The organism is Rhodococcus cerastii, from assembly GCF_033042195.1.
Lineage (GTDB): Bacteria > Actinomycetota > Actinomycetes > Mycobacteriales > Mycobacteriaceae > Rhodococcoides.
In genome coordinates this window covers 1-12,381 of the sequence record NZ_JAWLKF010000011.1, presented here as the reverse complement: position 1 = coordinate 12,381, position 12,381 = coordinate 1, and the positions used below count along the sequence as shown (strand labels likewise).

Here is a 12,381-nt window from a genome sequence, read left to right as displayed (position 1 = left end):
TCGATACGATTGAGGTTCTCAATGGACCCTCTTGAGTTGACAGACTATGTGTCGATATTTCGGTCAAACTCAGCGGCTTCCTGGCAAGCTGACGAAATTAGGAAAGTTACCCAGGGGCGTTTCCCTCGGGAAAGCCTAGGCGATAAGGCTTGGTTGTTGGAATCAGATATTAATCGCACGTGGATAATGTGGTATGTAGACGGCATCGCGAACTCCGAAATCTTCATCAACAAGAGGCGGGTAAGCTATGGCCACGTATACGCTGAAGTAAGGACGCGTCTGTCAGAGCGTTATCCGTCTGGTCAGCCATCGGAAATTTCGGTCGCGGCACAGGTCGTAGCCGACGTTGCGTGGAGAAGAATTTGTATACGGAAAGAGGCTCAAGAGCGCGGTGTACTGTCGCGGGGAGAGAAAGCAGCGCTATGGTTTGCAGCTGAACCAAGTCCGCGGTGCTACCTGTGCGGTTATCTCTTTACCGGGTTTGCACGCGATAAATTTCTAAAAGAGGATTCCGGGGGTGCAAACCGTTCACTCGTGCTACCCGCGTTAGTGGACTTTACCCGCCCCCGGCGGACACAGCGTGACCACGTAATCGAGATTGACCACGTAGAGCCTGTGGCACTTGGTGGTACGAGCGGACTGAGCAATTTGCGTCTGGCGTGTGGTTGGTGTAACCGCGTCAAGAGTGCGCGGACGAGTATCTACGATGTGGGAGCTGCAACCGACCGAGTCGTAAACGTGTCAGGGATTGGCTGGGTGCGCGAGCCACAGTCATTCTGGGTGTTGCGCGTAGTAGCGACTCGGGGGATATGCGAAGCTTCGATCGGCTGCAGTCGCACCGTCGAAGATTCTGAATTAGTCGTTGCGCCCAGATATCCCGCCGGCGCAATGAATCCAACAAATATCGCTGTCTACTGCGATGAGCATGATCCATGGCGGTCGGCGCGCCTCGTTGGCATCTAAGTCTTTCCCGAGAGGTTGAGACGTTGAGTTGGTCGATGGGTGATCGTCCGACCGGAAGTATCTAGAGATGGGCCCATGGTGCGTAGCGAGACGAATAAATTGACCTGTCTTAGCTGGATCATCCCGTAAATTGAAAGAGGTAATCGTGGCCGAGAAGAAAATCCTTTACATCGATCTTGATAACACCCTTGTGGATTTCAAGACAGGAATCAGTCGTTTGCAAAAGCGGCACCTCAAAGACTTTTACGGCCGTCTCGACGAAGTGCCGCACATTTTTTCAATAATGGATCCGATGGAAGGTGCCGTGGATGCCTACATCGAACTCAGCACCTTGTTCGACACGTACATCTTGTCGACTGCGCCCTGGATGAATCCTCAGGCCTGGCAGGACAAGGTGCTGTGGGTTCAGCTTCATCTCGGTGTCGAAAAAGATTCGCCCGCATACAAGAGACTGATTTTGTCTCACCACAAAAATCTCAACCGAGGTGATTTCCTCGTCGACGACCGGCCCAACAATGGGGCAGCAGAATTCGACGGAAAGCTCATAGTATTTGGTGGCGATGATCACCCGGACTGGGAGAGCGTCCTAACGTATCTCCGCACGCAGGCCTAGTCCACACTGGGACGTTCTACATCAATTGAAGTCCCAGGGATCCGTTGGCTCGTGGCCCAACCCGCGCGTCGCCAAAATCGATACCGGGAACGTTTTGCCGTCTGCGCCTGGGTAGAGGATGCGGAGCGCGCTATCGAAAATCGCCTGATACTGCATCTTCAACTCGGCGGCCGCAGAGCTGTGTGATCGCATGTGCGATGACCGAAGCCTGGATTCGAGTGGGCCCGGCGCGCCTTCCATGTAGAACCCGAACGGGCTCGACAATGCCGACGCTTGCTCAAGGCACTGATGGGCATGTCTGAGTACGGATTCGCGATCACCCTGCGGACTGCGCCGGGGTGCTCTCGGCTCGTGGTCGGGGAGCGGACATCCGAATAGATCAGCAAGGATGTCGCGTCGCAGGTTGTGGTAGTCGCGAAGGACTGCAACATGGTTCTTGTGCTCTGCCGCGGAAAAGTAGGCGGCGACCAGATCGTGGAACGAGAGACTGAAGCGGTCACGTTGGAGGCGAGGAGGTTCGGCCTCGCCCATCGCCGTCAATGCCTTCTGAAAGGGCTCCCACCGGTGACGCCAGTTGGTAGACCTGAACGAACGTATCCGGCTCGCCACTTCTCGAAGCTCATCCGCTACACGGTTCTCGTCGACGTCGAGCAGCTCAGCGTACCGAGAATCGAGCAAGTACGGAGATTGGTCACTGGCATACATCGCAACACCGTCGAGCAAGATCTCAAGGTCTCGTGCGGCGACTTGCACTTTCAAGGAGTTCGAAGCCGTCACATAATCGAAATCGCCTTCCCAGAGGGCCGCTCTCAACGCATCGGGCTGCAGCGTTACGACCGTCCCCAGAGGGCGTTGGTGGCTGTTGGTTGCGTTCATCGCGAGTACCTCGTGAGCCAGGCGGAGGACGTTGTCGTCGGTCATGGAGGCGCCGATGACAACGAGATGCCCTGTGGCCATCAAAGACTGAACGATCGAGGCGAGAGGTCGACGTTGAGAGTCATATCGGACAAAGTCGCGCCGGCTCAGGATGATGCTGTCGGGGTCGGCGACATCGCCGTGCATCTTCAGTAGCCAGGCACGTCCGGCCACTGCGTCCTCGCGCGGAAGGACCGAGATCGAGTCCTTTCCATGCGCGGACTCGTATGCGTCCTCGTACAACGTGTCGTAGTTCGTCGTCACGGCATGGCTCACGTTCAGGGATGCCAAGAGGCAGTGCGCGAGGGTGGGTGTGTAGGTCGAACTCGCACCAGTGGCTGCCGCTGCCCTTTCCCCCAGACTCCTATCACCGGTGGTCTTCGAGAGCAACTGCGCTCTGTCCAGGACGTTCATTGCGGCGAAGTCCTTGTCATCCAACGAAGACTGCGTGTCGTGTTTGATCGTCGTCAGTAACTGATCCCACGTTGGCAAGCCGGCCGAGACACTGACGCCGGCACCGAGAAGCAGTGCGACGTCGCCGCTTCGAATTTTGGTAGCCAGCTCCTCGCTGGCGGGGTGGGCGGCTACGCGTTCTTGCTGTCGCCTGATCGATTGCAATGCGGCGTAGTCCGCAGCGTTCCCCACGACAAACACGACGTCGAAATTCGATGCGTTGACGAATTCGCTCGTGCGCGAGAGGAGGGTCTGAATTACCCCGCCTCGGACACCCTCGTAACCGCCTAACCCAACGCCAAGGATGGGCATCGCGATCAGCGGCCTCACTCGACCGTCTCCGAGTTTGGGTGGGTCGGCTTCAATCTTCTCAAGTGCCTCGCTCAGACCGGCGATGAGCCACGCAACTGACTGGCCTCCGTCGTGGGCAACGTTGAGAATCCACGTCGGTCGACCCTGTGGATGGGGAAACCGGCGTGCACGACCCGAGCCGTGGGCTGCTGGGGCGGTATCCGCGACCCCGAGCGCGGGCCACCACGTGCGTTCCGGCTGGAAGCGAGAGTCGGCCGGTACCACGAGGACGTCGGACGCTACTGCTTCGAGTCGGCCCTTGACGACAAACACATGGCCGGTGAGGTTCGCGCTGTCATCCGAGCTGGAATGGCCCGTCGATCCTCCGCCAGGCGTTGTGTTTTTCACGATGCTAATACTAGTTCTGCGAATACCGCCAGAGCCGGGAAGACGTGGGTGCCAGATCAATGGTGTCAGGAATTAAGAACAATGTTTCAATGGTCCTCGATTCGTTGCAGATCGGGTCGTGTCGCGGCACGGATCGAGCACGTTGAGCACTTGAGTCGATACCTCCACATCAGTGCCTGACCGGCCCGAAACTCGCCATCAACCAACGGTGGATGCGACACTGGCCTGGTCTTGGGGTGGTTGTCCTTCGCCGGGACCGATGCCGAGATTGGAGTCAGGCTTGAACGACATATCGTCGGAGTTGTCGCAGATCGAGCTGGCTATCCGTGAGTCGCTCGAGCCGCCCGCGCAATGGTTCGCCGATCAAGTCGAGGGATCGAAATCGGATCCTGCTCAGATGGCCTTGTGGACCTCGACGACCGTGATCGATGACAACGTGCAGGGTGCAGTCTTCGGCCCTGAGGTGTTCTCGTGGCTTCATGAAGGTGCACCCGGGTCGTACGAATTTCCGGTCGGGCACGCCGGTCTGATGCATACCTACGGCTACTTGCTGTCTACTGTCGTCACTCCTTACGGGCTGAAGAGTCAGCGATGGCTCACTACCGACTTGGCGGAGGCGTTCGAGCTTGATCCGCACTTCTTTCATCCGACCTATTCGAACGTGCCGTTGATGGAACGTGTTGCGTCCAAGGCGATGCCGATTTTGACAAACCCCGGTGGAAGCCGAACGGTCTTCACCGTGGACGAAGTGATCGACCGTCGGAGTCGGATGCGCACGGTGTATGTGTCGAACCCGATGACCCGAGCGACTGCGGTGGTCTACGGAGTGGTGACGGGTGATCGAGCCCAGCTTGTGTCGACCTTTCCAGTTGGGCCATTAGACGAGGAGTTTGTTCGGGGGTGGCTGACGAAACCGATGCGCTATCGGTACAACTACGCTCCGCCGCGTGCTGAGCCTGGCAGCGAAATACGGAGGGGGCCGGACTATCGATGAACCTGAGCCGCAGAAATCGATCACTGATGCGTTCCTGAGTGCAACCTCAGCATTTGTAGGTGAGGGCAAATGCAACGCAAGGTGGATCAGTCCGACGCCGGGCCCCGGTAGTCCGCGCCCGTCGCGTTTAGTCAGCCACCCAAGAGGCGCGTACCGGTCTCGATGTTCGAGCGGAGATTCTCGACCAGGTGGTGCAAGCTGACTCGGAGATCGACCTGATCCGCTGTAGTATTCCGAATCTGAGCGCGCGCGTCGTCTGCAATGGCGTCGAGCGATCCGAGCGCTACTGAAGCCGCTTGCTCGCCAGCGGCGGCCAATTCGGTTTTCAATAGCGCGTGCTGTTGTACCGCTGCCGCCGCCGCGCGCTGTTGGTTCACGAATTGCTCTCCAATTTTTGCTACTTCGACCACTATCTTCAGTCCTGCGGATGCTGCCGCGATCCTGTTGGTCTCCGCAGCAGCAGCGAGGGCTGCCTTCTCGGCCGGTGAAAGCTTCAGCTTTCGCGTTTTTTCGTACTCACGCATCGCATCGAGGACTGCGGCACCCACCTGGCCAACGACTGGAGAGAAGACAAGTGAATCGGCAGGGCTGCTTGGTTTCCGTCGCAGCGAAGCAACCATCTCATCGAACCGTTCCCAGTCCGGACGTGCTCGGTTCGTGACCATGCTCTCGCTGACGGTTCGCAGCAGCTTATTCACATCGCGCTCACAAGAGGCATGCCATGCGCCGACAGAGACTTTCGCCGCCTGGGCAAATCTTTTGGCAGGATCAGGACTATCCAACGCATCGCCAATGACTGCCGCCATCCTCCCACGTAGATCAGCCTCGTAAGCGCGAGTCAGACTGTCTACCTGAGCCAGCCACGATGCGCGCTGTTGCTCACTTGCATCGCTCACCGCGGTGTTTTCGAGATGGCTTTGAAGCTCTCTGCTCAGCTGTTCCAGTGCTCGTTGTGCAGCATTACCCCAAAAACGCTGCGCTGCAGACTCTCTGATACTTTGTGTCTGAGAATTTGCTAGATCTTTCACTGCAGCTACCAATGAAGAGACACCATCCCAGTCCCGTGTCTCGTTCCAGATGCTTGGATCGGGATTTCGATCTGCACCCGCCATTTGCGCAAAGTCTTGACTGATCACGTACACCGGGACCTCCTCGCCCAGACTGAGTGCTTTTCTCAATTCGACGGTCTTGTGCTCGCCGAGCGACCGGTAACCTTCCGGATCGTCGTCTGGATCCACTCCAGCTTCGTCGAATCGCGAAATCACGAACCACAGCGAGTTGCCCGCCCAATTTTGTTGAGCCAGCTCACGCAAAATCGAATGCTCAGCAGTCGCTAGCTGTGGTGGTAGCGCAACGATAGCGACGTCGGTCAACGCGATCGCTTCGGAGGCAAGCACGGTGTTCATTTCAGCGCGGGCATCCTTACCGCCAGTGACGAATCCGGGCGTGTCCCGCAGAACGCATCCGGCGGCGCTGATCTCATTGACTTCGAAAGTCTCGTGGCGTGCACTAATTGTGAGCCAAGGCGGAACCACCTCTCCTAGCTCGATAAGCAACCGGCGCAGAAGCGAGCTTTTTCCCGTGTCATAAGAACCGTAGATGGTCACCACAGGTCTGTCAGTGGCGGCGAACTGGTCCCAGCGGTGGGCTAACCCTTCGCCGACTACACCGCTAGATAAGCCGTCCAGCCATGATTTGGCTGCTTCGATATCTATTCGACTAATCATTCGTTGTGCCCCTTCGTAGTTTGTCTGCGGCAGCGATCAAAATTTGAGTAGTACTCAGTCGCTGCTGCAATCCCGAAACCTCAAATCTTACTGTGCCTTGGTGGTCGCCGTATTGAGTGCGCAAGACACCAACTTGCTCAATGCGCTCGGCTAGGTATGCCCATGGACCCTCGTCCTCGGCTATTAGCTGCTCAATTATATCTTTCTTGTTCGACTCGATCTGCAGGACCGCGGCGTCTTGCTTGTCGTCCCAACTTCGCCCTTTATGCACGTCATTTGCCCATGCAGCTGCGTCTGCTGCGGCCGCCACGACCCCGAAAACGACACCCACCCGGCCCACCGCTTTGCCGGCTTTGATCGCGCCCCAGGGTTTGAACTTATAACCGAAAAGGTGACCAATTTTCAACGCCGCATCGCGATGACCGAGAGCTTTTCCTGCTTGCGCACCGAAGCCTGCGAATTTGCCGGCGATCCAGGCGGCCTGGCCGAGAGGATCACCGCCAGTCTTCTCGGATGCGACGGCGGACATGGCGATGTCGTCGCCGAACCCTGTTGCCGCTTCTTCTCTGGCAATCGCCGATGCGTGCGCCGCGGACCAATCGTTGACTTTCTCGGTGGCTGTTTCCATAAGTTGCGTTATCTCGTACCGCGTATCCTCGTTGATCCAAGACCCGACCGCGATACCCAGAGCTTTTTCGTCGCCAACTGGGACCGTCCGCACGCGGGCGACAGCCTGAGTGACTTGCGGCTCGAGCACATCGTCCAACTCAAGCTCTAGTGAGCGACTGAGGTAGTTCGCGTCTTCCAGACAGATGTCTATTGCTGCAATCAACGAGTTATGCTTGTTCGCCTCTGCTCTGAAGTGTGCGATGGCGGCTCGGGTTTCTTCACGCAGACGCAGTAGGGCTGACACCCCGTCATCGAACGCTGCGAGGGCAGTCGCATGTACCAAGTCGTCGTCGATCCACCTGCGCAGAGTGTCGACAAGTGCAGGAATGCCGTCCCAGGTTCTATTGGCGTCATAGTGTGCTGAAGTAACGTGCGTTTCCGCGCCTACACCCCCGAAGGGATCTGCTGCGACCCCGTGAATGAGCTTAGATGACACCTCGATACCGCTGGAGTTGAGCGACGCTGCGAGTTCTTCCAGCTTGCGAGCACGCCGATGGAAATACTCCTCGGGTGAGTCCAACGGGTCGACGCCCAATTCATCACATCGGTTCACGACGAACAGTATTCGTGGCTTTTTTCCTGAGACGGTGGAGGTTCCGTCGGCGATCGTTCGCAAAGCTGTGGTGTCGCCAATGAGTAGATTCACATGCAGCACGACAATTACCAGGGCGGCGCTAAGCGAATCTGTCAGAGCTAGCTCATCGTGGCTGGCGTGTCGACTCTGAAATCCTGGAGTGTCGACGATGTCCACCGGTCCCAATGAGTACCTGTGAACTGCGTCGGTAGTTGCATCCGCCCGAATATGTAGTGAACCGGGTACGTCGCGATCGAACTCAGCCAAGACTCGTTTGATGAACGAGGACTTACCTGCGCTGTAATCGCCGGCCACGACAATCGCCGGACGGGTCGTTGCTCTGGTCGCGTCGGTTATCGCGGTGAAGGCCTCGTCGACGTCAGCGGCAGTGGCTGCCTGAGAAAGCCAAGCCGCCACGGACGCCTGATCAGGGTGGGTGAACGACGCCACCATGGCGCGGTGCAGTGCATCGATGTCCGAGTCGTGTTGCAGCTTGCTCACTGCCCTGAGTTCGATCGGGTCGCGAGAACTTTCTGGGGTTTCGTCGTGATCGAACCAGTCCTCGCCGAGCAGATAATACCCAACCCGAACCTTGTCGCCACGTCCGCAATCGTCCTGCATCCTCTTGAACGCCGCATCGAGCATGTGACGGGGAGGCGAGACTGGGATAGCTGATGATTGGGTGAGCAAGTTCGAGGCCAAGATGCCGATGTCGGTGTCCAAATTGTTCAAGATGACGAGCTCGATCAATGCAGAACGCAGCAGTGGTGCAGCTGCTGTCCAAGCAGCCTCCGCGGCCACTGAAGCGACTTGCCGTTCGATCTCGTCGAACGATGCGTTTATTGCACCTCGACTTTCACGAGCGGCCTTCGCGCGAGCCTCGGTCTCTTCGCGCTCAGCATCACGACTCTTCTTGCTCCCGGCCCAGCTGAAGACTGCGGCCGCCACGCCGACGCCTACGCCAGCAACCCAGCCGGCTGGTCCTGCGAGGAGGAAGGGGACGGCAATGCCCCCAACGCTTCCCAGGAGTCCTGCACCTCGAAGCATGTTCGCAAGCAGGCCGGCGGTATCGCCCGCATCTCCTTTGAAGTCCGCCTGCGTGTAATTCTCTCGGCTTCGCAGGCTGAAATCCAGTCCGGCCAAGGACAATTCGCGGTCCAAGAATTGCGCAGCGTCGACGGAAACCCGCTGTAGCGCTTGCTCGATTTCGTCTGTGTCGAACACCTCGGCAGCAAACGTTTCTTTGTCGATCACAGTGCCCTCGGTGAAAGCTCTATGTTCCAGCGTTTTGTACCGCAGCAATGCTTTGCTCCGGGCTTCGGCCAGGTGTGGTTTGACGAGGTTGCGAACGTGACGCACAAAAGTGCCGTCAACTGGAGCCGTGTATAGGCCACCGCGAGAACTTTCAGCAAGTGTTAGCAGGTCGCTGTGCCAAACGTCGTCATACAAGTGAAGACTGCGCTGCTCGGGCTCGAGGTAGCCGAGCACTTCCAGATTTCGCCGAATGAGTCCGTCGAGTTCGGCGGCCCGTCCCATGAGGCGGGTGCTGAATGCGGTGAGCGAGTCGGCTTCATCGGTGAGCCGTGCGCGTATGCCTTCTCGTAAAGACTCGAGCCGCAACTCCGAACCGCCTGCAGTGATGCCCGCGGATAGGACGCCTTCCAACGCCGCGAAATTTGAGGAGCGGGCGAGGTAGTCAGTCCCGTACCTGTCTCGGTCATCCAAAAAGTTCTGAGTGGCGGGCCCCTGATAGGGAGTAGAAGCTCTGGCGAACAATGCTCGTCTGCTGGAGATTGCCACCACGGGCACATTTCTCAAGCCAATGTTCGACAACTCCACGCGGACATTCTCGGCATGTTGAGCCACCGGCTCGGACATGTTTCGCCTCGCGGTCTGGCTGGAAACTCTGGCCGAATGACGCCAACGTGGGTTGCGGACGTTGAGAACGGCCACTACGGGTTTGCCGTAGTGCGTCACCCAGTCGGCGACTTTCGCGAACTCGCTGGCTTGCTGACTCTGGGTATCGAAGCACACCAGGACTACGTCGGCGGTTTCTACAGCTTTTCTGGCGACTGCCTCCAACTCGTGGCGGCTCTTGCGACCGCCCCAGCCGTTGATTCCAGGCGTGTCGTAGAGCTGGCAGCCGCGCCACGGAACGGACTTTACCTCCGTGGTCCAATCGGATTCACCGAAAGGCGACACCGCTGAACCGTCCAGTTCGCCGAATGCGGACAACAGCGTGCTCTTTCCGGATCCGGTTCGGCCGAAGAACGCGATATTGAAGGTTGACAAGACCTTGGACTGCGCCAGCAGATGCTCAGACAGTCCATCGGCGAACCGAGTACGCATACGGTCGAACTCGGCCGTCAGACCGTCGCGCTCGCCTTCCCTGGCTAATTTGGTGCCAACCGCATCGTATGAACTCATGGCACCATCGGTGGTCGATGCGAGCTCGACAAGCTCTTGCCGGCCAAGTGCCAGTGCTTTCGCAAGAGCATCATCGAGGGAGTCGCTTGACGTGACGTTGTTCATGTAGAAAAAGCACCTTCGAGGTCGTGACGATTGTGGACAGCGAAGCACAAACTGCCGACAGTGTTGCCGAACAGTTCAAAACTGGTGGATGAACTGGTTCAGGATCAGTGAACACCGCTCGCTCAACTCACGAGTACGCGCACCCGCTGTACACACGGAGGCGCTGCTTACTTCCGAGGTCTCCGGAACCGCGCGAAGCACCATAGTGGCGGTGGCGGTGGCGGTGGCTCGGGTGCTTGTGGTGGTCCTCAAATGAGGAGCGTCGCCGCGCCGACGGTGGGGCTCCGCTCGCGCTGCCGTAAGCGATCAGATTCACAGTCGGACGGTCTGACGTATAAGTGTGCGGTGATCGTTGACGTCCTCAGCCGGAGGCGCTAGGGGTGTTGCGATCCTGCTGCGCTGCGGCCTCAGCCTGTTCCCGAATGACGGAGTCGCGTCCCTCGAAGTTTCCGTTGGCCCGAATTATCGCTTCGGCTCGATCCTCGGTGAGGCCGCGCCGCATATTTCGTCGACCACTTCCGTCTCCTCGGCCAATCGACCCATTGTTGTTTGCTCCTTAGGGCTGTTCTCGTCCATTGCTGTGCATCCTCCCTGGTTTGAAGAAGTAGCTCGTTGGTTGATGTGCGCAAAGGGAAGCTCCCGAATTCAATACCCGCGCGCCGTCAGAGATGCGGACAGTGCTTTCAGTCGCGCATCGACGGCATCGTTACCGCTTTGAGTCAGGCCGAGGAGTCCTCGCTTGCCGTTGAACGCCGAGACGAAAACCTCGACCACCGGCGCGTACTTAGCTGCGAGTTTCGTTCGCTTGGCCTCGTCGTCGAGGTACTGCACGCTTCCAGCGTTGTCGACGAAGTCGGCGAACTTGACCAGAAAGACGTTGGGGTCCTTGATGACGTCGGCAACGTGCGCGGCGTAGGCCGCGTTCTTCTCGGTCTTGGATCGCACGGCATCGGTTCGCGGATTAGATACTGCAGCAACCAGTCTGGAGGTCTCTGTGTTGAAGTGCTCGGTGATGAGATCCAGCGCCGCCTGTTGATTCGGTCCGTCCGATAGCCGTGACTCATCCAGAATCGACACGATCTCCCGCGGTTGGTCCTCGACCGTGTCGTGCAGAGCTGTCGCGCTGAGAACATCGGTATCGGCGCAACCGAGCCGGATCAGGCGCAAGACGTTCCTGAGGGGATGCACGATGTAGGGGTCTACTGGGTAGGCGGTGCGTCCGATCCGCTTCTGAGACAGGTGAGCGGCCGTCGCCAACTCCATGGCATTGCAAAGCTGTGTTCGGTCGACATAGACAGCGTCGATCTCGTGCAGGATGGCGAACACCAAAGCGGCCGAGTCCATGTCCTTCAGCTTGGTTGCGCGGTAGATCGATTCAAGATCTATCATTTTTATCTCCTGTCGGTTGGGGTGAAAGTAGCTACTCGGTGATGCGTCACGAGGATCGGGGGAGCTCGTCGGCGAATCGGTAGGAACAACCGATGTTGCCTGTCGTGTTCACGCCGGCATTGACTCGGATCCACGCGATGCACGACCGCGCGACCAGACGAATGTCCTTTGTGAACAGATATCCGTCGGTGCAGTCCACGAAGTGGCCGTCGTTCTGCCACTCGTCGAGAGGCAGGTCTGCGGACGAATAGTCTGCAAGAAGTAGGTGGCCAAGTTCGGTCCGTGATCGTCGGAGCATCATCACGCCGTCGCTCAGGACCACCACCTGCGAGCACACTACCGGGGCGTCATGGGTGGAGTCGGCAACGTAGTCGCTGGGGCCCACCTCGACGATGAATCCGACCGGCTTGTCGTAAAGCGACTCGATCATCCACGCGGCCAACGAGTCCCATTGATCGACCTCCAACCGTCGGCCACCGACGATGAACGCACGGACAAGTGAACCGGGTTCGACCGGCGCTTCCCATGCAGCCTTCGCCCAGCCGTCGTCGGTGCTGTTCGCGCGTCCACTTTGATCGGCCCAGATAGCACCGAAGGTGAAGTCACTTCGCGTAACGGTCTCGTCGGCATCCACACTTTCGACACTCCACCCCTGCAGCCGGACTCGAAGGTCGGTCACCACGACATATAGGTAGCCCTCGTCGTCGATGTTGTAGTGCCAGTCCGGAATCTGCGGTATCGCTACTAGACCGCGGCTGCCGGTTGGTACCCGATGTGGGACTGTCTGAATAACGGTTGATCCGGTCCTTGGTTCGACACGCCGAGCTCAGCTTGGTGGGAAGGATCGACGATG

Annotated in this window: 8 protein-coding genes; 3 read left to right on the top strand and 5 right to left on the bottom strand. The window is 58.3% G+C overall.

Features of this window, described 5'->3' with window-relative positions; all coding sequences use genetic code 11:
• Window positions 1-21: 21 nt before the first annotated feature.
• Together R3P93_RS24650 and R3P93_RS18000 are read left to right on the top strand one after the other, a co-directional pair.
• A complete protein-coding gene (locus tag R3P93_RS24650; protein ID WP_394855331.1) occupies window positions 22-963 on the top strand; it encodes an HNH endonuclease in 942 nt (313 codons plus the stop codon).
• 142 nt (window positions 964-1,105) lie between these two features.
• Window positions 1,106-1,576 (top strand): 5' nucleotidase, NT5C type, encoded by a 471-nt coding sequence (locus tag R3P93_RS18000; RefSeq protein WP_317533752.1) that lies wholly within the window; start codon window positions 1,106-1,108, stop codon window positions 1,574-1,576.
• Between the two features lie 21 nt (window positions 1,577-1,597).
• On the opposite strand, the gene R3P93_RS17995 is transcribed toward R3P93_RS18000, so the two are convergent.
• Window positions 1,598-3,643, bottom strand: coding sequence for an SIR2 family protein (locus R3P93_RS17995; RefSeq protein WP_317533648.1), 2,046 nt, complete (start codon window positions 3,641-3,643; stop codon window positions 1,598-1,600).
• Window positions 3,644-3,923: 280 nt separating this feature from the next.
• Between R3P93_RS17995 and R3P93_RS17990 the strand changes: the two genes are divergently transcribed.
• Window positions 3,924-4,637: a hypothetical protein gene (locus R3P93_RS17990; protein ID WP_317533647.1), complete on the top strand. Its 714-nt coding sequence runs from the start codon at window positions 3,924-3,926 to the stop codon at window positions 4,635-4,637.
• Between the two features lie 131 nt (window positions 4,638-4,768).
• On the opposite strand, the gene R3P93_RS17985 is transcribed toward R3P93_RS17990, so the two are convergent.
• The 4 genes from R3P93_RS17985 to R3P93_RS17970 form a co-directional block, all read right to left on the bottom strand.
• On the bottom strand, window positions 4,769-6,364 hold the full coding sequence (locus R3P93_RS17985; protein ID WP_317533646.1) for a GTPase domain-containing protein: 1,596 nt from the start codon (window positions 6,362-6,364) through the stop codon (window positions 4,769-4,771).
• Entirely contained in the window at window positions 6,357-10,139 is a 3,783-nt protein-coding gene (locus R3P93_RS17980) for a GTPase (RefSeq protein ID WP_317533645.1), read from the bottom strand. Before R3P93_RS17980 ends, R3P93_RS17985 begins: the two co-directional genes overlap by 8 nt.
• Before the next feature lie 645 nt (window positions 10,140-10,784).
• The gene (locus tag R3P93_RS17975) at window positions 10,785-11,528 is read right to left on the bottom strand and encodes an HD domain-containing protein (RefSeq protein WP_317533644.1); all 744 of its coding nucleotides are present in this window, start codon (window positions 11,526-11,528) and stop codon (window positions 10,785-10,787) included.
• A gap of 46 nt (window positions 11,529-11,574) precedes the next feature.
• Window positions 11,575-12,210: a hypothetical protein gene (locus R3P93_RS17970; protein WP_317533643.1), complete on the bottom strand. Its 636-nt coding sequence runs from the start codon at window positions 12,208-12,210 to the stop codon at window positions 11,575-11,577.
• Window positions 12,211-12,381 lie beyond the last annotated feature (171 nt).